Here is a 21290-nt window from a genome sequence, read left to right as displayed (position 1 = left end):
GTCCGCCCTGGGCCTGCGCTCAATGTTGTGTCATGTCGACGGCAAAAAGGGCGAGCGCGACGATGCCGCTCTCGCCCTTGTTTCTTCGCGCGTCGGTGCGCGGACTGGGCTGCTGCCCGACCTGACCTATTCCGCGGGGGCGGGGGTAATGTCGATCACCGCCGGCATCGGCGCCGGGGTGGTCGCTTCGCCTGCCAATGCGCGGCGCAACTGGTCGGCGTCGAGCTCGCCTTCCCAGCGGGCCACCACGATGGTCGCCACCGCGTTGCCGATGAAGTTGGTCAGCGCGCGACATTCCGACATGAAGCGGTCGATGCCGAGGATCAGCGCCATGCCGGCCACCGGAACCGAGGGCACCACCGAGAGCGTTGCGGCCAGCGTGATGAAGCCGGCGCCGGTGATGCCGGCCGCGCCCTTGGAGCTCAGCATGGCGACCAGCAGCAGCAGGATCTGGTCCCACAGGCTCAGTTCGATGCCGGTCGCCTGCGCGATGAACAGCGCGGCGAGCGTCATATAGATGTTGGTACCGTCGAGATTGAAGGAATAGCCGGTCGGGATGACCAGGCCGACCACCGATTTGCGGCAGCCGGCGCGCTCCATCTTTTCCATCAGGCTCGGCAGCGCCGCCTCGGAAGAGGAGGTCCCAAGCACCAGCAGCAGCTCGTCCTTGATGTAGCGGATGAGCGCCAGGATGGAGAACCCGTTGTAGCGGGCGACCGCGCCGAGCACGACGAGCACGAACAGCAGGCTGGTGAGGTAGAAGGTGCCGACCAGCAAGGCGAGGTTGGCGACCGAGCCGATGCCGTATTTGCCGATGGTGAATGCCATGGCGCCAAAGGCGCCGATCGGCGCGGCCTTCATCAGGATGGCGACCAGGCGGAACATCGCCTGCGACAGCGAGGTCAGTACTTCCATCACCGGATGGCCGCGCTCGCCGATGCCCGCCAGCGCAATGCCGAACAACACCGCGAAGAACAGAACCTGCAGGATGTCGCCGGAGGCCAGCGCGCTCACCGGGGTGGTCGGGATGATGTTGGTGAGGAAGCCGACGATGGTCTGCTCATGCGCCTTGGCGGCGTAGTCCATGACCGCCTTGGGATCGAGCGAAGCCGGATCGATGTGCAGGCCGGCGCCGGGGCGGACGACGTTGCCGACGATGAGGCCGATGACCAGCGCCAGCGTCGAGAAGGTAATGAAGTAGAGCATCGCCTTGCCGGCGACCCGTCCGACCTTGCCGAGGTCGCGCATGCCGGCAATGCCGGTGACGACCGTCAGAAAGATGACCGGAGCGATGATCATCTTCACCAGCTTGATGAAGGCATCGCCGAGCGGCTTCATGTCGGTGGCCAAGGACGGGTAGTAGTGACCGAGCGCGATGCCCGCCGCGATGGCGACGAGAACCTGCACATAGAGATGCTGGTAGAATTTCCGGGGGGTGGCCGGAACGGGGGCATGAATGGCGTGTGCCATGAAGCTTTCCTCCTGGGAACCGTCAGCGCCTCGTTGCCTGGGCGTCGTTGGGAGCCGTGACTATCTGGACTTGGCGCGAGGCGCGCCTCGACAGACCCTGCGCAAGGTGCATGCCAACCATGCCGAAACGGGTAGATGAAATTAACGCATTGATATGATTTGCGTATTCTCGTGACCCTCCATGTAGTCCTCGACAAGTTGTGCGGAATTTCGCACAATAGGCGTGAGCCATGTGTGGGTATCCGCACGTATGACCTGGTGAAGAGGCGGGTGCCGATGTCCGAGACAGGCCGTGCGAGACAGGTCGCCCGCCGGGCCGTTCCATTGTTGATCTGCCTTGGGCTGCTGCTCGCGCTTGACGCGGCAGCACGCCTTGGCGCCGGACGCTGGGCGCTCGGCCAGGTCCGCGCCGGGGCGGAAGCGGCGGCGGAGTTCCGCTCGGCGATGCTGCGCAGCGAGATCGAGAAGCAGCGCACGCTGCCGGTGATCCTGACGCAAGACCCGGATGTGCGTGCTGCGCTGGACGCCCGCGATCCCGCCCGCATCGCCGCGCTCGACGCCAAGCTCGAGGCGCTGGCCGCCGCCACCCGGGCCGGCGTCATCTATGTGATCGATGCCGGGGGTATCGCCATCGCCGCCAGCAATTATCGTCTGCCGATCAGCTTCGTCGGCAACGACTATGCCTTCCGCCCCTATTTCACCCGGGCGATGGAGGAGGGCGCGGCGGAACATTTCGCGCTCGGCACGGTGAGCCACAAGCCGGGCCTCTATATTGCCAGCCGGATCGACGGACCGGAGGCCGCGCTCGGCGTGGTGGTGGCAAAGGCGGAGTTCGATGCGGTTGAAGCCGACTGGCAGCGGGCCGGCGACCCGACCTTCGTCACCGATGCGCGCGGCATCGTGCTGGTGACCAGCGTGGCGGACTGGCGCTTTCGCGCCAACCGTCCGATCCCGGCAGACCAGCGTGAAGCCGTCCGCACCAGCCTGCAATTCGGCGACGCACCGCTCGACCTCCTGCCGCTGCGCCGGTCAGGCACCGACCGGGAACTGGTCGACTGGCCGCAGGAGCCGGGTGGGCAGAGCTTTGTCGAGGCCTCCGTCGCGGTGCCGACGACGAACTGGATGCTGCATGTGCTGGAGCCCCTCGCCGGCACGCTGCAACTCGCGGCGTTGGCGGCACGGCTGCTCGCCCTGCTCATCGGCATGGCGGTGATCGGTGTGGCCGCGGTCGTTTTCACGCGTCGCCAGCGGCTCAAGGAAGAGCGCCGGCAGCAGGCCGCCATGCGCAGGGAGCTCGAAGCCCGTGTCGGCGCGCGCACCGCCGAACTGAGCGAAACCAATGACCGGCTACGGGCGGAGATGGAAGAGCGTCGTCGCGCAGAAGCCGCCGCGCGCGGCGCGCAGGACGAACTCGCCCAGGCGAGCAAGCTCGCCCTGCTCGGGCAGATCGCCGCCAGCGTCGCCCATGAGGTCAACCAGCCGGTTGCCGCCATCCGCACCTTCGCCGATAGCGGCGGCACCTTGCTGGAGCGCGGGCAGACGGAGATGGCGCGGGGCAATTTCGCCACCATCGCTTCGCTGACCGAGCGCATCGGCGCCATCACCAGCGAGATGCGCGCCTTCGCCCGCAAAAGTCCGACACAGATCGGGCCGGTGGCGCTGCGTCCGGCGATCGAGGGTGCGCTGCTGCTGGTCGGCCACCGCCTGCGGCAGAACGCCATCGAGCTCGAACTGGACCTGCCGGAAGAGGACGTGATCGTGTGGGCGGAGCGCTGGCGGCTGGAACAGGTGCTGGTGAACCTGCTTCAGAACGCCGTCGAGGCACTGGCCGGGCGGGAGGATGGCCGCATTCGCATCATCGGCCATGCGGAACCGAACGCGGTGGTGCTGCGCGTGGCCGATAACGGGCCGGGCCTCGCATCGACGGTGCTTGAAAACCTGTTCCTCCCCTTCACCACCACCAAGCCCGACGGGCTCGGGCTCGGGCTCGTCATCTCGCACGACATCGTTGCCGAATTCGGCGGCGGGCTCAAAGTCGAAAACGATGGCGGCGCGGTCTTCACCCTCACCTTGCCGAGGCTTTCCTGATGGATGTCGCCTTCATTGACGACGACGAGGCACTGCGCGCCGCCAATGTGCAGGCGTTGATGCTGGCCGGCTTCGCTGTCGCCTCCTACCCCTCGGCCATGGCGGCGCTGGACGAAATCGACGCAAGCTTCACCGGCGTCGTCATTACGGACGTGCGCATGCCGCGCATCGACGGGCTGGAACTGTTCCGCCGGCTTAAGCGGCTCGATGCCGAGCTGCCGGTCATCCTCATCACCGGCCATGGCGATATTGGCATGGCGGTGGAGGCGATGCGCGAGGGCGCCTACGACTTCATCGCCAAGCCCTATGCGCTGGACCGGATGCTGGTCGCGGTACGCCATGCGCTCGACAAGCGGCGGCTGGTGCTGGAGAACCGCGGCCTGCGCCGCAAGGCGGAGGCGGCGGCTCTCGACATGCCGATGCTCGGCCATGCGCCGGAGATGGAGCGGCTGCGCCAGCGGGTGCGGCAGATCGCCGATGCCGATATCGACGTGCTGGTGGAAGGCGAGACCGGCAGCGGCAAGGAGGTCGTGGCCCAGACGCTGCACCGCTGGAGCCCGCGCGCTTCGCGTCCCTTCGTGGCCGTCAATTGCGGCGCGCTGCCGGAGAACGTCATCGAGAGCGAGCTGTTCGGCCATGAGGCAGGGGCTTTCACCGGCGCGCTGAAGAAGCGGGTCGGACGCGTCGAGCATGCGAGCGGCGGCACGCTGTTTCTCGACGAGATCGAGGCGATGTCGCCGGCATTGCAGGTGAAGATGCTGCGGGTGCTGGAGGCGCGCGAAATCATGCCGCTCGGCACCAACGAGGTGCGCCGCGTCGACATCCGCGTGGTGGCGGCATCCAAGGTGGATCTGGAGGAACAGGTTCGGCGCGGCAGCTTCCGCGAGGATCTCTATTACCGGCTGCACGTCGCCTTCGTGCGCATTCCGCCGCTGCGCGAGCGGCGCGAGGATGTGCCGCTGCTGTTCGGGCATTTCCTCGGCCGCGCCGCCAAGCGGTTCCGCCGCGAGCCGCCGCTGATCGATGCCGCCGTGCACCGGCATCTCGACACGCATGACTGGCCGGGCAATGTGCGCGAACTCGCCCATTACGCCGAGCGCTTCGCCCTCGGACTGATATCCGACACCGCTCCAGCTGCACTGTCGACGGGGGCGAGCCTGCCGGAGCGGGTCGATATTTTCGAGGCCGAACAGATCCGCGACGCGTTGGCGGCGAGCCGTGGCGACATCCAGGCGACGCTGCGCGCCCTCGGAATTCCCCGCAAGACGCTCTACGACAAGCTCAAACGCCATGGAATCGATCAGGCGCGTTTCCGGGTGCCAGGCTCGGGCGACGGACCGTAAGTCACGCCAGCCAACGCATGGGACGGGCATGCAGCCCGCCAGCAAAATGCAGACGAGGATTCGCTGCACGCCGTAGCGCCAACGAAGCTACGGCGATCAAGCTCCGAAGTGGAACTGCACCTTCATCGCTCGACGGCGATCGGAGGCAAGCGCGAAGGCCGCGGCCGCGTCCTCGATCGGGAAACTGCCCGTCAGCAAGGGACGCAGATCAACCCGTCCTTCGGAGATCAACTCGGCAGCACGGGCGAATTCCTCATCGAAGCGGAAGCTGCCGCCGATGTGGATTTCCTTGGCGACGATGCTGTTGACCGGCAGCGGCAGGTCGCCGCCGAGCCCGACGAGCACGATCGTGCCGCGGGGCCGCACCAGCTCGATGGCGGAGGACAGCGCCCGGGCGTTGCCGGAACATTCGATGACCGCATCCACGCGCCCCTTGCCCTGCGCTAGATCGGCAAGCTCGCCGGTGCCGCCGGAGACGTCGACGCAGCGCGTCGCCCCCAGCGCCGCCGCGATGGCGAGAGCCTCGGGAGCAATGTCCGTGGCGATGATCTCGGCGGCGCCGGCGAGCTTGACGCCGGCGATCACCAGGCAGCCGATGGGACCGCAGCCGGAGACTAGCACCGTCTTTCCGGCGAGCGGGCCGGCTTGGGCGACGGCATGCAGTGCCACCGCGAAGGGCTCGCACAGCGCCGCCAAGGCGAGGTCGACATGTGCGCCGACTTTCACCGCCTGGGCTTCCGGTACGGTCATCTCCTCACGGAATGCGCCCTGAATGTGAGGAAACCGCATCGCGCTGCCATAGAAGCGCATGTCGAGGCACTGGTTGCGCAGTCCCTGGCGGCAATATTCGCAGACACCGCACGGGCCGCTCGGGTTGACGGCCACCCGGTCTCCCACTGCCAGGCTGGTGACGGCCGAACCGACCGTCGCCACCGTTCCGGCTACCTCATGACCCAGCACCATCGGCTGCTTGAGCCGCACGGTGCCGAATCCGCCATTATGAAAATAATGCAGGTCCGAGCCGCAGATCCCGCCGGCGCCCATGCGGACGACCACATCATTCGGCCCCGGCGGTGTCGTCGGCATGGATTCGATGCGGAGATCGTGCGGAGCGTGGATGACGATGGCGCGCATGGTCTCAGGTCCTTTGGTCGGAAGTCCTTGGTCGTGTCGGGAGAGGAACGACCCGCGCTCAGCGGGTCATCCATTGCAGCGGCCACATGACGATCTGCGGGAACACCACCAGCAGGAACATCACGATGGTCTGGGCGATCAGGAACGGCAGCACGCCGCGGATCACCCCGCTCATCGGCACCTTGGCGACGCCGCACACGACGTTGAGCACGGTGCCGACAGGCGGCGTCACCAATCCGAGCGCGTTGTTCATGATGAACAGCACGCCGAAATAGACCGGATCGATGCCCGCCTGCTTGATCACCGGCATGAGCACGGGCGTGAGGATCAGCACCGTCGGGGTGAAGTCCAGAGCCGTGCCGACGATGAGCACCAGCAACATGAGCACCGCCGTCATCAGCATCGGGCTGCCCATGAACGGCTCCACCATCTCCGCCAACGCCTGGGGAATGTCGGCGGTGGTGATCAGCCAGGCCGACACGCCGGCGGCGGCGACCAGGAACATGATGACCGCCGTGGTTTCCGCCGCGCGGTAGATGAGGTGGAACAGGTCGCGAATTTTGATCTCGCGGTAGATCACCACGCCGACGAACAAAGAATAGACGGCGGCGATGACGGCTGCCTCGGTCGGGGTGAAGATGCCGAACTTCAGGCCGCCGATGATCACCAGCGGCAGGAGCAGCGCCCAGAAGGCGTCGCGGGTCTCGATGAGCCGCTCGGACAGGCTGCGTTTCGGCTCGACGCGGGGATTGTCGTGCTTGATGCACCAGCGCCAGGCCAGCATGATCGCCACGCCCATCAAGATGCCGGGCACGATGCCGGCGATGAAGAGCTTGGTGATCGACACGCCGCCGGTGACGCCGAAGATGATCATGCCGATGGACGGCGGGATCACCGGCGCGATGATGCCGCCGCAGGCGATCAAACCGCAGGAGCGATTGACGTCATAGCCGGCGCTGCGCATCAGCGGGATCAGCACCGAGGCGAGCGCTGCGGTGTCGGCCACCGCCGAGCCCGACAGCGACGCCATGATGACCGCCGCCATCACCGCGACATAGCCGAGGCCGCCGCGTATGTGCCCTACCCAGGCCATGGCCATTGTGATGATGCGCCGCGTCATGCCGCCGGCATTCATGAATTCGCCGGCCAGCATGAAGAAGGGAACCGCGAGCAGCGGGAAGCTGTTGGCGCCGTCCCACATGTTCTGGATGATGATCTGCGGATCGGTGATGCCCATGTAGAACATCATGACCAGGCCGCAGCCGATCAGCGCGAACGCGACCGGCATCCCGAGCGCCATAAGGGCCAGCAGCGAGGAAATGAACACGAACACGATCATGATGCCGTACCTTTGCGTGCTGCCTGTTCGCTGAGCTCGCGCTCGATCTCGGTGGCTTCCGACATTCCTTCTTCGTTGACGTCGATCAACTCGGCTTCTTCCACCGTGCCGAGGAGGAGCCGCGTCAGGTTGGCGATGCAGATGACGGCGATGGCGACGCCGGTGAAGTAGCTGACGCCATAGACCCAAAGCGTGCTGATCTGTGCGACGGGCGAAGCGTTCCCGGCGATGATGTCGTGCTGGAGCCAGGTGCCGTACAGGATGTAGAGGCTGCAGATCAGCATGATGGCCTGGCTGATGCCCCAGCATATCTTGCGCCCGAGCAGCGGCAGCGCCCGCACCACGATGTCGACGCCGAGATGGGCGCGCTTGTGGAGTCCGACGATGGCACCCAGAAACGTCATCCAGACAAAGGCGAAGCGCGGCATTTCATCCGAAAGGTCGATGCCGGTGTTGAAGGCGAGCCTCAGCACCACATTGCCGAAGACCATGACCAGCATGACGACCATGCACAGGACCATGATCGCTTCGAGCATTCGGTAGAACGCGGCGATCGCCAACTTGAGCAGTTGGTTCATCGAAGCACCTCGATATATCTGGATGCCGCTCGGCGGCGAATACGTACCGGCACAGCTCGACCGTTGCCGTCATCGAGACGGGCAGGCCGCCAATGCCGCGGGGCAGGGGCGAGACGGGCCGCTCCGCGATAGGGAGCCGCCCGCCCTGTCTGTAGCCGGTCGAGGGCTCAGTTGCCGCCGCGGACCTTGGCGATCTCGGCGTAGACGCCGTCCACGAATTCATCGCCGATCTGCGGCTTGAACTTCGCGACGACCGACTTCACCTGCTCCTGGATGCGGGCGAGCTGGTCCGCCGGCACCGGATCGACCTCGACGCCGGCCTCCTTGAACTTGGCGATGACCTCGCGGTCGCCCTCGTCGAGCAGCTTGCGCTGGAGCAGGCCGGCCTCGACCGCCGCCTTGCGGATGCCGTCCTGGTCGACCGGGGACAACGTGTCCCAGAACTTCTTCGAGGCGACCAGCGCCACCGGCGTGTAGACGTGGTTGGTCAGCGAGATGTATTTCTGCACTTCCTGCATCTTGTTGGCATACATGTGCAGGAGCGGGTTCTCCTGGCCATCGATCGCCTTCACCTCGAGCGCCGGGAACACCTCGGAGAACGGCATCGGCGTCGCGTTGGCGCCGATGGTCTTCCAGGTATCGAGCGCCACCGGGTTGGCCATGACGCGCAGCTTCAGCCCCGGGATGTCGTCGAGCTTGGTGACCGGACGCCGGCTGTTGGACAGGTTGCGGAAGCCCATGCCGGTCCAGGTGAGGCCCACCAGGCCCGACGGCTCGATCTTCTCGAAGATCTTCTTGGAGGAGGGGCCGTCAAGGACCGCATAGACCTCCTTGGTGTTCTGGAACATGAAGGGCAGATCCCAGACCTGCACTTCCTTCACGCGGCTCGACAGCGGCGCCAGTGTGCCGATGTAGAATTCCTGCGTGCCCGCCTGCACCGCCTGCAGCTGCTTCTCGTCGCTGCCGAGCAGGGCGCCGTGATAGGTCTGGATCTTCACGTTGCCGTGGGTGTAGGTGCCGACCAACTCGGCGAACTTGATCATCGCCGCCGCCTGCGGATGGGAATCCGGCATGGCGTGGCCGATCTTCGCCTTGATCTCGGCCGAGGCCGGGCCGGCGCCGAGCAGGGCAGCGGCGGCGATCAGGGCGGCGTAGGCAACACGCATTCCAAGATGGGATTTCATGAGGTTTCTCCTTGGGTTACTTTTGATTTTTGTTGGGTAGATCCGCGGCATCTGCCGCGAAGGTCAGAGAACTGCCAGCATACCTCCATCGACATAGATGATCTGGCCGTTCACGTAGCTTGAGGCGGAGGAGGCGAGAAACACCGCCGCCCCCACGAGTTCGTCCGGCCGGCCCCAACGCCGCGTGGGCGTGCGGCCCTTTATGAAGCTGTCGAACTTCGGATCGTTCATCAGCGCCTCGTTCATGTCGGTCGCCATGTAGCCGGGGCCGATGGCATTCGACTGGATACCGTGTTCGGCCCACTCGGCGGCCATGGACCGGGTCAGCAGCTTGATGCCGCCCTTGGCTGCGGTGTAGGGCGCCACCGTCGGACGGGCCACTTCGCTCATCAGCGAGCCGATATTGATGATCTTGCCGCCATTCCCGCGTGCGATCATGCGCTTGGCCGCTTCACGCCCGATGAGGAAGGCGCTGGTGAGATTGATGTCCACCACGCGCCGCCAGTCGGCGGGATCGAGATCCACCATCGGCTTGCGGAACTGGATGCCGGCATTGTTGACCAGGATGTCGACGGCCAGCCCCTCGGCGTCGAGATGCTGGAAGGCGGCCATCACCGCGTCATCGTCGGCGACGTCGAAGGCGAGCGCTCGCGCGTTCAGCCCTTCGCCGGCCAGGGTCTCGGCCGCGGCCGCCGTGCGGGCGCCGTCGGTGCCGTTGAGGATGATGTCCGCACCGGCCTTGGCGAGGCCGCGGGCGAGGGCGAAGCCAAGGCCACGGGCCGAGCCGGTGACGAGGGCGGTGCGACCTTCGAGGGAGAAGAGATCAAGCGACATGACCGGTTCTCCTCAAAGCGCACTGCGGCGGAGCGTGAGGTCGTCGCGCTTCATGACCTCCGGCCTCAACTCAAGGCCGAGCCCCGGTCCTTCCATCGGATAGACGTAGCCGTTCTCGATGCGCGGCATCGTCGTGACGAGCTCGTTATACCATCCCCGATAGAAGGATCGCACCGATTCCTGGATCAGCGTGTTGGGCTGGCTGAACGAGGCATGGATCGCCGCGACGAAGGCGACCGGGCCGGTGCAGTCATGCGGCGCGAAGGGGCGGTGGTAGGTCTCGGCCTGGGCGGCGATCTTGCGGCCCTCGGTCAGCCCGCCGGTCCAGCACAGATCGACCATGACCACCTGCATCGCGTCGCGGTCGAGAAAATCCTTGTAGGCCCATCGCGAGCCGAGCGTCTCGCTGGCGCAGACCGGCACCGTCGTCGAACGGGCGAACTCCGCCAACGCCTGCGGCGAGTTCATCCGGATCGGATCCTCGTACCAGGTCGGGGCATAGGGTTCGAGCGCGCGGGCGATCTTGATGGCGGTCGGGAGATTCCACAGCGAATGCAGCTCGACCATGATCTCGATTCTGTCGCCCACCGCCTTGCGGATCTTCTCGAACGGGACGAGCGCGGTCTTCATCTGCTCGGCGCTGATATGCAGGCCGCCGGTCTCGATCGCAGCCGGGTCGAACGGCCAGATCTTCATCGCCGTGATGCCCTCGTCGAGCAGGCTTTCGGCCAGCACGTCGGCCCGGTTCATGAAGGCGTCGAGATCTTCATAGGGGCCCTCGGCCTCGCCCAGGCTCCAGGTCGATACCGGCTTGATGTTCATGGAGCGCACATACTTGTAGCCGGCGCAGGTATTGTAGATGCGCATCTTGTCGAAGCAGAGCCCGCCGAGCATCTGGTGGACCGGCTGGTTGCAGAGCTTGCCGAAAATGTCCCACAGAGCGAAATCGATGGCAGAGGCGGCGCGATACTCCGCGCCGGTCGACGATTGCGCCAGCGGCAGGTTCACCATTTCCTTGTTCAGCGCCTCGATGCGCAGCGGATCGCGGCCGAGCAGGCGCCCCGCCAGCGTATCGTGGATGTGGGCTTCTACCGCGGCGGCGCCGTAGAAGGTCTCGCCCAAACCCACCACGCCCTCGTCGGTGTGCACGTGGACCCATAGGAGATTGGCGAATTCGGCGAGGCGGATGGTCTCGATGGCGGTGATTTTCATCTTTGCAACGACTGTATGGCTGGCGCAGGCATGCCTCTGCGAACGCGCGGCACGCGGGATCGGTTGAACTGAGATCGTCGGCGAAAGCGGTCAGGCGCCGTTGCGAGAGCCGCCGATGGCGAGCCCGTCATGGAGCCGTACGCTGGAGTTGACGGCAAGCCGCACAAGGCGCGCCGAGCTATGTCGGGACGACGTCGTCATGGTTCTTCTCCCTGTGTCTGTTTGCTTTTTTGAGGTTCTTGCCCGCGGTCAGGCGGGTTGGCATTGCAAGGCGTTCGTTGTCGCCCGGCGGCGTCGCGGCGGCTATTCCACCCTGGCCGTGCAGCAGAACTTGGCGCAAATCGCGCTCGGCATCGTCGAGGAGTTCGATCAGGGCACTCTCGGCGTCGAAATGTCGGCGCTGTTCGATCGCCTCGCATACCCTGCGATGCAGCGGCAGCGACCGTCGCCGCCCGCCCGGCAGGGCCGCCACCCGCTCGAAGCAGATGCGCAGCACCGTCGAGATCACACTCTGAAGCTGGGTCACGAAGGGGTTGGCGCAGGCGCGGATGATGGTGCTGTGGAAGTCCAGGTCCGCCGTCACGTAGTCGCCCTCGCCGTCGACGGCGGCAGCCATGGCTTCGTACGCCGCCCGCAGCGCGGCGAGCTCGGCGGGGCTCGCCCGCTGGGCAGCGAGCCGGGCGGCGGCCGGCTCGACGATGCGGCGCAACTCCATGATGTCGGTGCCGAGCGACAGGTTGATGCCGTTGGCGTCGGCGCGCCAAATCATGACTTCCGGGTCGAGCAGGCTCCAGCGGCTATGCTCCAGCACCACCGTGCCGGTCCGCCGCCGCGCCTCCACCATGCCCTTCGAGGCCAGCCCCTTGATCGCCTCGCGCAGCACGATGCGGCTGACGCCGAGCTGGACGCACAGCACCGGCTCGGCCGGGATCACCTGGCCGGGAAGGTAATGCCCGGCACAGATATCCTTGCCAAGCCGAGCGAGGGTGTCGTGATAGAGCGTCATGCGAAACATCATACGTATGATGTTTCAGGAGTCAAAGGCATCCGATGCTGTTTTGCTCAACTCGCCGCCGGATCGCTCGCGCCGTGCCCGCGAGAGGCCGCCCGTGGTTCGTTGATGCGCAGCGGAACCAGCCCGGTTCCCAAGAAATCCGCCGACTGAATCGTGCAAATACCTCGGATATAGGTAGTCCAGTAACGTCTTCATCTTGAGGCCAGCACTTTTCAGGCTGGGAGACGGGGAGGGATCTGCTAGTATCGCTGGCATGCCTATAACGCAGGCACCCGGCCAAGGTCGGTGCTTCTCACTGGGGTTATCGGATGCACGAACAAGGCGCTTCCTGCACTGCTCGGGCGAGCCCTCGGATCCTGCTTGTTTTCCCTCGTTTCAATCCAAATTCCTTTTGGAACTTCAAGGAGGCCTGCGAACTGCACGGCGCCCGGTGCATAGCGCCCCCTCTTGGTCTCATGACGCTCGCCGCCCTGCTTCCGGACAGCTGGGACCTTAGGCTTGTTGATCGAAACGTGCGTGACCTCAATGACGACGACATCCTGTGGGCGGATCTCGTCATGTCCGGCGGCATGCTCCCCCAACAGGTCGACACGCTCGCCGTGATGAAGCGCTGCCAGGAGCTTGGCAGGCCAGTCTGCCTTGGGGGGCCCGATCCAACCTCAAATCCAGATGTCTATGCCCAGGCAGATTTCCTCGTCCTGGGCGAAGCCGAGGGCATCATCGACAGCTTCGTGGACGCGTGGGAAGGCGGCGCACGAACAGGCCGGTTCGACGCGGAAAAATTCAAAGCCGACGTTCACGCCAGTCCGATACCGCGTTTCGATCTGATCGATTTTGACGATTATCTCTATGTCGGCGTGCAGTTTTCCCGAGGCTGCCCTTTTACATGTGAATTTTGCGATATCATTGAGCTTTACGGTCGAGTTCCAAGAACGAAGACGAACAGCCAGATGCTGGCGGAGCTGGATCGGTTGCTTTCGCTTGGCTACCGTGGCCATGTCGACTTTGTCGATGACAATCTGATCGGCAATAAGAAGGCGATAAAGAAATTCCTCCCGGAATTGAAACGGTGGCAGGAACAGAATGGTTACCCGTTCCAGTTTTCCACGGAAGCCTCGCTAAATCTCGCCGATGATGCCGAGCTGCTCACGATGATGAGCGAGACGAACTTCTTCCTTGTTTTCACCGGCATTGAGAGTCCCGACCATGACACGTTGGTCGCCATGCAGAAAAAACAGAATACGCGCCGCAGCATCGCCGAAAGCGTCGAGCGCATATATGCCGCCGGAATTTGTGTAACTGCCGGCTTCATCGTTGGCTTTGATACCGAGCGGGGCGACATGGCGACGCCGATGATTGACTGCATCGAGGCGAGCAATATTCCCGTCGCCATGGTCGGACTCCTGCACGCCTTGCCGAATACGCAATTGATGCGGCGCTTGAAGAGCGAAGGCAGGCTGTTCGAAGGTTACAATCAAGCACCGGTAGATGCCGGCGATCAGTGCACGGGTGGACTCAATTTTACGACGTTGAGAGATCGCCAGGAAATACTATCGGACTACAGGCGGGTGATCGACGAAATATACGATCCGAAGCAGTTTTTCCAGCGGGTGCGCAACATGGCGCGCAAGTTGGAACGGCCATCATTCGGTTCCAAGCCGACATTGCGTGCTGTCATGACGGAGCTCAGGCTGCTGTTGCGCGCCAGCTGGCGGATCACTACCAGCCATCCCCGTCTCGCGGGTCATTTCTGGGCGACCTTTATCGATTGCGCGCGGCGCAATCCTAGCGCCCTTGAGGCGGCAATGACCAATATGGTGCTCTATCTGCACCTTTATCCATTTTCACGTTATGTGATTGGCGAACTGGACGCCCGCATTGCCGAGGTCCAAAGCGGCAGATGGTCCGAACCGGCCACAATACCCCCGGATCAGTCCGAAAAAATAAGCGTCTCTTCCTTTGCGCTTCATGCGGTTCAAGCATGACAAGGATCGCCCGTCGCGTGTGGCACGATCCTCTGGCCGATCCGACATAACGTCCAATTAGTCTGCCGAGACCTGCCAGCTCGCATCCGGGTTGAAGTGACGGATCTTTTTAATCAGGGTCGCAGTGTCGGGGCCGAGATCCTTCTCATAGACGATGCCGGCCTGGTTGACGACGAAGCTGTTAACACCGGTTTCGCCATAGGCGACCGGCCAGGCGATCAGGCCGAAGCCGGCGATCATGTTACCGTTGATGACGTAGTCGTAGCGCCCGCCCGCGACATGGCCGCCCTGGCCTAGCAGGATGCGAAAGCGGTAGCCGAAATAGCCGTTGCCCTGCTTGGTCTTCTCCAACGCACCCGGATCGACGAAGGCGCCGGCGGGACTGTCGCCGTCGCCCTGTTCCGCCGGCCAGTAGAGGCCGTCGGTCTTATCCGGCGAGCTCATGAGCTTCTGTGCATATTCGAGCACGCCGTCGCCGTCGTGATCGACCGTGTCGTAGACGCGCTGGGCGTCGACATAGGCACGCAGCGTGGCGATCGCCTCGAGCTCGTTCTCCCCGATGCGCCGGTTCTGGATTTCGTCGAGCCCGGCCGTGGTATCGAAGGCCCATCTGCCCTCGGCATTCTTCACGAGCGGGAAGGGCAGCGGCCACAATTCCCGGCCGATATCGAGGAGCTTGCGGTCGGCACCGGCATCCTTGACCTCCAGCTGTTGCGCTGCGCCCCGCCGGATCTTGTCGAACGTGTCCATGATGCCGTCGCTTGCGCGCAACTTCGCGGCATCGAGACCGAGGAGCTTTGCAAGGCCGTCGAAGTCGCCGCCGGCCAGGGCGGCTTTGAACGCATCGACCAACCTGGCAGGATCCTCGAAGGTTGGCGCCATCTGTTTCGAAACGAGATTCGCGGTTTCCTGGCCCCCTGCCGTGGACGTGCAGATGGCGACTGCACTGGTCGCGACAGTGAGAGCGACAAGGCCGTGCATGGTCCCGCGACGCAAACTGCTGAGCATGGTCATGTCCTCTCTCCGCCTCAACGCCGCCGGCCGCCGCCGTGGCCGCCCGCACGCCCGCCGCCCATTGCACGCGGCGGGATGGCGCGCTGGCCGCCGCCGCGTGCCGCGGCGCCACGGTTGGAGTGAAGTTGTGCCGCCTTGCCCTGGCGTATTTCACCGAGCCCTGACGGGGTCCTGGGGCGATTGTCGATCCGGCCGCCGGGCTTGGGGGCACCGGCAGGACGGTTGATTTTCCCGCCTGCCGGTCGATCAATCTGTCCGGCCCGTTCGCCGCTCGGCCGCGGCCTGTCGCCGGCAACGGGGCGTTGGCCACTTGCGTTGCCCGCCCCGCCTGGTCTCGGTCCGGGACGGTCGCCTCCGCCCGCCTTCAGCCCATCGAGCGTGCTCTTGCGGACGTCCTTGATCTGTCCGGTGCGCGGGCCAGCCGGATCCGCGCGTCGGATATCGGCAGCCTTAACCTTGAGATTGTTGCCGTTATTGGCTTCGAGCCCGTTGCGAATGTTGGTGCGGTCGATCTTGTTGATTTGGTTGCGGTCGAAATTCAGCTTGCTGCGATCGACGTTCCGCCAGTCGACATCATTGATATTGACCCGGCCGCTGAAATTCCGGTTGTTGAAGCAGTTGTTGCAGTCGACATCGACGTCGCCGCGCCAGCGCCCGCCCCATATTCCCCAGTCGTTCCAGTCGACCGCGGCCGCCCAGACCGCGCCGGTAACGGCCGCGGTGAAGAAGGTCGCGGTTGGCCAGAAATAGGAGGGGTAGGGATCGACGTAGGTCACCGGCACCAGGGCGTAGCCGGGCTCGTAGAGCATCTCCGGCGGGTATTGCGGGATATAGATCTTCTCGGGATTCGCCGCTTGGATCACGACATTGTCGTTCTCCCGCGTCACCGTGACCTTGTCGTCGGATTTGATGACGCCGGCGGCGAGAGCCTGATCGCGCAATTGCTGGATGGCGACCAAGACGTCCTTCTGTTGGTTGGCGAGGGCTTCGCCCAACTCCTGCGTCCATTCGAGGTCGTCGCTCATCATCTTGACGATCTCGGGGTAGTTGAGGAGCGAGATGACGCTGCCGTCCCAGCTGGCCTTGGGCTGGAGCTTCGGGTCTTTCTGATACGCTTCCAGAAAGCGTTCGGCTTCCACGATCTGCAGCGGATAGAGCGAGGCGGCGGATATCACCGCCACGAGCTCGTCCGGATAGAGCGCGATGCGGGCGACGAGCACCTGCAGCTCCTGCTCGCTGAGCGGCTCGGGTGCGGCTTCGGCCTGCGATGCGGATGCCGGGCCTGCCGCCTGACCCTGCGCGAGGGACGGCGCGACCGACATCGGACCGCTAACGAGGCTCACGGCAAGAGCAATGCCGAGCAGTGCACGCCAGGCAGACCTGTGGACGAGCCACCTCGATGGCGGATCGCCGGCTTGGCCGAATCCGGCTCGGGGAAATCTATGGGAGAGCTCCATATAAGTCGTACAGTACGTCGGGAAGCTCATAATCCCCTCCCAGGTTATCGCCGCCGATCTTTTCGGTTCGGCGCATGTCTGCACTATATAGTGTAGCGCACTCGTCATACTCAGCAGAATTCGAATATTGGGCTACCGTCCCGCGCGGCCCATTGAGCGGCGGAGATCCGTGCGGGTGCCGCCGAAATTGTGGGCAGGATGAGCCTCCGCTTTACCATGGCCGAGGTCACATCCTTCGATCCGATCACCTTTGATTCCATCCCCGTCGGCCGCGTTCGCGCTGCGGCAGAGAGCCTCGGCAATTCCCCTCGCGACATCGTCTCCGGCGCCGGGCACGATGCTTGCTGGATGAGCAAGGTCATGTCGGCGAAGGCCGGGGCCGACGTGCTGCTGCAAGCGGTGCTCGCCACCGCCGAGGTCGTCTGAGGGAGCAAGAACCGTGTCCATCGTCATCAAGGGCGGCACCGTCGTCACCGCCGACCGCTCGTATGAGGCGGACGTGCTGATCGAAGGCGAGACCATCACCGCCATCGGCCCGAACCTTTCCGGCGACACCGTGCTCGACGCCGCCGGCACCTATGTCATGCCCGGCGGCATCGACCCGCACACCCATCTCGAAATGCCGTTCATGGGCACCACGGCGGCCGAAACCTGGGAAAGCGGCAGCTTCGCCGCGCTGTCGGGCGGCACGACCATGGTGGTGGATTTCGTGATCCCGGACAGTGAGAACCTGATCGGCGCGCTGGACGCCTGGCAGGCGCGGGCCAGCCGGCAGGCAAGCGGCGACTATTCCTTCCATATGTGCGTCACCGGCTGGTCGGAGGCGATCTTCGACGCGATGGAGGCGGTGGTCGCGCGCGGTATCAACAGCTTCAAGCATTTCATGGCCTATAAGGGCGCGCTGATGGTCGACGACGACCAGATGTTCGCCTCGTTCCAACGTTGCGCCGCGCTCGGCGCGCTGCCGCTGGTGCATGCCGAGAACGGCGACATCGTCGCGGCGCTGCAGCAGAAATATCTCGCCGAGGGCATTCGCGGACCGGAGGCGCATGCCTATTCCCGCCCGCCGGAGGTAGAGGGCGAGGCGGTCAACCGCGCCATCATGATCGCCGATGCCGCCGGGGTGCCGATCTATATCGTTCATGTCTCCTGCGAGCAGGCGCATGAGGCGATAAGGCGGGCGCGGCAGAAGGGCATGCGGGTCTATGGCGAGCCGCTGGTCCAGCACCTGACGCTGGACGAGGGCGTCTACCAGCATCCCGACTGGAACTATGCGGCGCAGCGGGTGATGTCGCCGCCCTTTCGCGACAAAGCTCATCAGGACAGCTTGTGGGCGGGGCTTTCCGCCGGGTCGCTACAGGTGGTGGCGACCGATCACTGCGCCTTTACCACGGCGCAGAAGCGCATGGGGCTCGCCGATTTCACCAGGATCCCCAACGGCACCGGCGGACTGGAGGACCGGATGCCGGTGCTCTGGACCCGCGGCGTGGAGACCGGCCGGCTGACGCCGAACGAGTTCGTCGCCGTGACCTCGACCAATATCGCTCGCATCCTCAACCTCTACCCACGGAAGGGCTCGCTCGTCCCGGGCGCCGATGCCGACATCGTGGTGCTGGACCCGAAGGCGGCGAAGACCATACGCGCGAGCGCGCAGGCCTCGATCATCGACTACAACGTGTTCGAGGGGGTCGAGGTGCGCGGCCTGCCGCGCTTCACCCTGTCGCGCGGCGAGGTGGTGTTCTCGGAGGGGCGCAATGACGCGCCGCGTCCCGGGCGAGGGCGTTTCATCCCGCGCCCGGCGTTCCCGTCAGCGAACCGTGCCCTGTCGACATGGAAGGCGCTGGTGGCTCCCCGGGCGGTGCCGCGGGATCCGGCGCGCATGCCGATCGGAGTGTGACCCCGCAAGAGGCGCAGGGGCCGTCCCTGCAGCCTTAAGCCCTGCGGCATGCTGTAGTCACAGACACCCCGACCATAAGGTAAGGCTTCGATGATGAGGCCAGCCATGAGTTCGTCATGGGTAAGACGACGCTCCCAACGAGACCGCGCGCCGCATCTAGGCGGACGTTTTCTCTTTTCAATGCGATGTCAGGACGGGGCGGCCGGCCAGAACGAGACGGAACTGTCCGCCCCCGTCATGCCCGACGTCCGCGACGTGGCCCGGCATGCGAATCAATACCAGCTCGCCGCGCGAGGACATGTTGGCTTACATGTCGTTCTCGCCAGTGGAGCGGAGAATGCCCCCGCGTTGCCGACGATCGAAGGGCGAGACCGGTTTGCTGGCGGCCGTGGCATCATCTACAGCGCGCGACACCGCGGATCGGATCGCCACCGTGGGCGTTCCGTGGTCGTGGCCGGCTGCTCCATCGGAGCTCTCGATATAGCCTCCGAACTGGCGCTGTCCGGTGCCAACGTGGCGGTGGTCCCCAGAGAGGCATGGGACGGCCTCTCTTCTGCCCCTGAGCCGTTGATCTTGTAGTGCGTTTGGCATGCTATTTGCTGGATGACCATACCATAGAATCCTATGGGTATGTCAGCCGTACGCGTCGGTCCTCTAGGGATGGGATATGAGATATACATTGCGGCAGCTCGACTATTTCATTGCCGTTGGTCAAACCGGCAGCATTACGGCGGCGTCGGAGCGAGTCCGTATCTCACAACCGTCCATATCGACAGCCATTTCGCATCTGGAACGGGAGTTCGGGGTGCAGCTTTTTGTGCGTCATCATGCGCAAGGCCTGTCGCTCACCCCGGTGGGGCGAACCATGCTGGCGGAGGCGAAGAGGCTAGTTGCGCAGGCCGAAGGTCTGTATGCGCTGGCCTCGGAAGCGAGCACGCTAGTACGTGGCCACATCAATATCGGCTGCGCCGTGACCCTGGCGCCGTTGATCATGCCGGAGCTGGCGCAATCCTTCGGGCAAACTGGCCTTTATCCGTGGCCGGCCGGTTCTCATCAGTGAGGCCGACCTGGCCGCGTATCTCGAATCCGTGCGCCAGCAAGCTAACGCAGGGCCAATGCAGAAAAACTCACTCGAGACAGAAATTCCGCCACGCGAGGCCAAGAGCGATGCGGCCTATAGGGCGCGGGTGAAATGGCTTCAGCGGCAGATGCGGAGCAAACACAAATGAGCTCGAATGGACCCACTCTCCTCGCGATCGACGTCGTCGCCGAGCGATTAAGGCGATCGATCCGGTCGGTCGAAAGCCTGTGCCTGCAAGGCAAGATCGGCTGGCTACCAGGAAAGCCGATTTTGATCCGCGAGGAAGAGCTGTGGCGCTATCTGATCGAGACGCGCAACATCTGGCCGGACGCCTTCGGAGCCGAGCCGCGATCGGAAGAAGCGAACGCAGCCCTATCGGCGGCTCGCGAGCGGGTGCTTCAAGACCGGCTCGACGACATCGAGTTTCACGATGAACACCGCCGACGCGTCAGCGAGGCGTGCCGCGAGCGAGCCAAACTTCCGCGGCGGAAATCGAAACGCACGCGCAGGCGCACTTAGGCCGGCGCACTGTTCCGCCGTCATTCGAACAGATCGGAACTGCCGTCCGGCTCCTCTTCATCCTCGGCCTCGGCTTCTACAAGCGGCTTCGAAAACCGCTTAGCCTTCGCCTGGAGGCGCTCTATCGCAGCCCGGAGCTCGACACCTGTCATTTCGCTGGCATCCTTAGTTTGGCCCCGCTCGAAACGATCGCGATGATCCAGAACACCGCCGACCTCCATTATCGTGCGGATAGCGGTTGCCCGTGCTTGCTTGGGCGCCTTCGTGTCGCCGGCGATTTCCTCGGCGGCCTCATACGCGATCCGCAAGCCGGTCGTTCGCGCCCGGCGAATGATCTCATCCCGCGCATCCTGCTTGTCTTCGTCGAGCTCGATATCGTCTTCGAATTCGTCGCTGGTGTTAGTCATCCAAAAACTCCCGTGTCTTCGATGTTTTCACGCTGCAGTTCAGCAATCTCGGCTTTCAAAGCCGCAATCGTCGCCTCGATCATCTCCAGTTCAGGATTTGGCGGCCGGACCACCGCGGCAGCCAGGGCAACGAGATCGACCTGGTTGGCCCTTTCCCATCGTTGCCGCGCTCGCTGGGCCGCGGGGCCGGGCTTATGGGTCCGGTGCCACTCCGCATGCGCGGCGGACTGCTCTGGCGTCATGGCGCGCAGGCGTCGATCCCGTTTGCGTTTCGCACGATCAAGATCCCGCAGTTTGCGGTTCAGCTTGTCGTTCCAATTCGGCGCCGACGCGTTCGGCCAAACCGGCTTGTGCCAGTTGTCGCCCTTCGGCGTGCTGCCGCCGTGCAGACGACAGCGTCCGTTCGACATGGCCGGGTTCTCGCAGGGCAGACCCGTCTGCTTGGTCGCCGCTCCGCATTTGGGGCCGAGCTGACGAAGCCGGTTGAAGCGCTTCATCATGGCGCGGCCCATTTCGCGGAACCGGGCTGAATTGGCCCAGGCCTGTTGCCGCTTGGTAGGAGGCCCCGCCCGGCGCACCATTCGCCGCTTCTTCATCGCACCGCCTCCAGGAGAACGGGCGCATGAGGTATTTGATTTGAAGGAGGAGCCGCGTTATCACCGCCGCACACCCGCACCCGCAACGGCCCTATTATAAGGGGCCGTTGCGGGTGTAGCGGACATTTTGTCCTGCG

At 64.5% G+C, this 21290-nt stretch carries 19 protein-coding genes; 7 read left to right on the top strand and 12 right to left on the bottom strand.

The features are described 5' to 3' along the window. Positions 1-126: 126 nt before the first annotated feature. Positions 127-1470: a dicarboxylate/amino acid:cation symporter gene (locus AC1RU4_RS03810; RefSeq protein WP_492889670.1), complete on the bottom strand. Its 1344-nt coding sequence runs from the start codon at positions 1468-1470 to the stop codon at positions 127-129. Positions 1471-1746: 276 nt separating this feature from the next. Between AC1RU4_RS03810 and AC1RU4_RS03805 the strand changes: the two genes are divergently transcribed. Together AC1RU4_RS03805 and AC1RU4_RS03800 are read left to right on the top strand one after the other, a co-directional pair. Beyond that, complete coding sequence (locus AC1RU4_RS03805; RefSeq protein ID WP_492889669.1) at positions 1747-3558, top strand: sensor histidine kinase; 1812 nt, start codon at positions 1747-1749, stop codon at positions 3556-3558. Further along, positions 3558-4901: a sigma-54-dependent transcriptional regulator gene (locus AC1RU4_RS03800; RefSeq protein ID WP_492889668.1), complete on the top strand. Its 1344-nt coding sequence runs from the start codon at positions 3558-3560 to the stop codon at positions 4899-4901. The genes AC1RU4_RS03805 and AC1RU4_RS03800 overlap by 1 nt, the downstream gene beginning before the upstream one ends. Positions 4902-4997: 96 nt before the next feature. On the opposite strand, the gene AC1RU4_RS03795 is transcribed toward AC1RU4_RS03800, so the two are convergent. The 7 genes from AC1RU4_RS03795 to AC1RU4_RS03765 all read right to left on the bottom strand — a co-directional run bounded on the left by AC1RU4_RS03795 (position 4998) and on the right by AC1RU4_RS03765 (position 12188). After that, positions 4998-6035, bottom strand: coding sequence for an L-idonate 5-dehydrogenase (locus tag AC1RU4_RS03795; protein WP_492889667.1), 1038 nt, complete (start codon positions 6033-6035; stop codon positions 4998-5000). 58 nt (positions 6036-6093) lie between these two features. Then, positions 6094-7374 carry a TRAP transporter large permease gene (locus tag AC1RU4_RS03790; protein WP_492889666.1) on the bottom strand — a complete coding sequence of 427 codons (1281 nt, stop codon included), beginning with the start codon at positions 7372-7374 and terminating at the stop codon, positions 6094-6096. Further along, positions 7371-7952, bottom strand: a complete 582-nt coding sequence (locus AC1RU4_RS03785) for a TRAP transporter small permease (RefSeq protein ID WP_492889665.1) — start codon at positions 7950-7952, stop codon at positions 7371-7373. Before AC1RU4_RS03785 ends, AC1RU4_RS03790 begins: the two co-directional genes overlap by 4 nt. Positions 7953-8119: 167 nt before the next feature. Further along, positions 8120-9136, bottom strand: coding sequence for a TRAP transporter substrate-binding protein (locus AC1RU4_RS03780; protein WP_492889664.1), 1017 nt, complete (start codon positions 9134-9136; stop codon positions 8120-8122). Between the two features lie 63 nt (positions 9137-9199). Continuing rightward, on the bottom strand, positions 9200-9970 hold the full coding sequence (locus tag AC1RU4_RS03775; RefSeq protein ID WP_492889663.1) for an SDR family oxidoreductase: 771 nt from the start codon (positions 9968-9970) through the stop codon (positions 9200-9202). A gap of 12 nt (positions 9971-9982) precedes the next feature. Further along, positions 9983-11182, bottom strand: a complete 1200-nt coding sequence (locus AC1RU4_RS03770) for a mandelate racemase/muconate lactonizing enzyme family protein (protein ID WP_492889662.1) — start codon at positions 11180-11182, stop codon at positions 9983-9985. A 178-nt stretch (positions 11183-11360) separates the two neighbouring features. Further along, positions 11361-12188, bottom strand: a complete 828-nt coding sequence (locus tag AC1RU4_RS03765) for a FadR/GntR family transcriptional regulator (RefSeq protein WP_492889661.1) — start codon at positions 12186-12188, stop codon at positions 11361-11363. Between the two features lie 317 nt (positions 12189-12505). On the opposite strand from AC1RU4_RS03765, the gene AC1RU4_RS03760 reads away from it, so the two are divergent. Beyond that, on the top strand, positions 12506-14182 hold the full coding sequence (locus AC1RU4_RS03760; RefSeq protein ID WP_492889660.1) for a B12-binding domain-containing radical SAM protein: 1677 nt from the start codon (positions 12506-12508) through the stop codon (positions 14180-14182). A gap of 57 nt (positions 14183-14239) precedes the next feature. Here AC1RU4_RS03760 and AC1RU4_RS03755 read toward each other — a convergent pair whose 3' ends face one another. Together AC1RU4_RS03755 and AC1RU4_RS03750 are read right to left on the bottom strand one after the other, a co-directional pair. Beyond that, on the bottom strand, positions 14240-15190 hold the full coding sequence (locus tag AC1RU4_RS03755; RefSeq protein WP_492889779.1) for a DUF2950 domain-containing protein: 951 nt from the start codon (positions 15188-15190) through the stop codon (positions 14240-14242). A 20-nt stretch (positions 15191-15210) separates the two neighbouring features. Then, positions 15211-16518 (bottom strand): DUF3300 domain-containing protein, encoded by a 1308-nt coding sequence (locus AC1RU4_RS03750; RefSeq protein WP_492889659.1) that lies wholly within the window; start codon positions 16516-16518, stop codon positions 15211-15213. 333 nt (positions 16519-16851) lie between these two features. Between AC1RU4_RS03750 and AC1RU4_RS03745 the strand changes: the two genes are divergently transcribed. From AC1RU4_RS03745 to AC1RU4_RS03730, 4 genes are all read left to right on the top strand, one after another. Beyond that, positions 16852-17079, top strand: coding sequence for a hypothetical protein (locus AC1RU4_RS03745; RefSeq protein ID WP_492889658.1), 228 nt, complete (start codon positions 16852-16854; stop codon positions 17077-17079). A 13-nt stretch (positions 17080-17092) separates the two neighbouring features. Next, complete coding sequence (gene hydA, locus AC1RU4_RS03740; RefSeq protein WP_492889657.1) at positions 17093-18550, top strand: dihydropyrimidinase; 1458 nt, start codon at positions 17093-17095, stop codon at positions 18548-18550. A gap of 679 nt (positions 18551-19229) precedes the next feature. Then, entirely contained in the window at positions 19230-19610 is a 381-nt protein-coding gene (locus AC1RU4_RS03735) for a LysR family transcriptional regulator (protein ID WP_492889656.1), read from the top strand. Positions 19611-19775: 165 nt separating this feature from the next. Beyond that, positions 19776-20150, top strand: coding sequence for a hypothetical protein (locus AC1RU4_RS03730; protein ID WP_492889655.1), 375 nt, complete (start codon positions 19776-19778; stop codon positions 20148-20150). A 20-nt stretch (positions 20151-20170) separates the two neighbouring features. Here AC1RU4_RS03730 and AC1RU4_RS03725 read toward each other — a convergent pair whose 3' ends face one another. Together AC1RU4_RS03725 and AC1RU4_RS03720 are read right to left on the bottom strand one after the other, a co-directional pair. Beyond that, a complete protein-coding gene (locus tag AC1RU4_RS03725; protein ID WP_492889654.1) occupies positions 20171-20557 on the bottom strand; it encodes a hypothetical protein in 387 nt (128 codons plus the stop codon). Then, entirely contained in the window at positions 20554-21153 is a 600-nt protein-coding gene (locus tag AC1RU4_RS03720) for an HGGxSTG domain-containing protein (protein WP_492889653.1), read from the bottom strand. Before AC1RU4_RS03720 ends, AC1RU4_RS03725 begins: the two co-directional genes overlap by 4 nt. Positions 21154-21290: the final 137 nt, after the last annotated feature.

This window comes from Ancylobacter sp. GW821-FHT10E12, assembly GCF_058809335.1.
The sequence above is the reverse complement of the archived record's forward strand: the minus strand, read 5'-3'. Positions and strand labels throughout refer to the sequence as shown.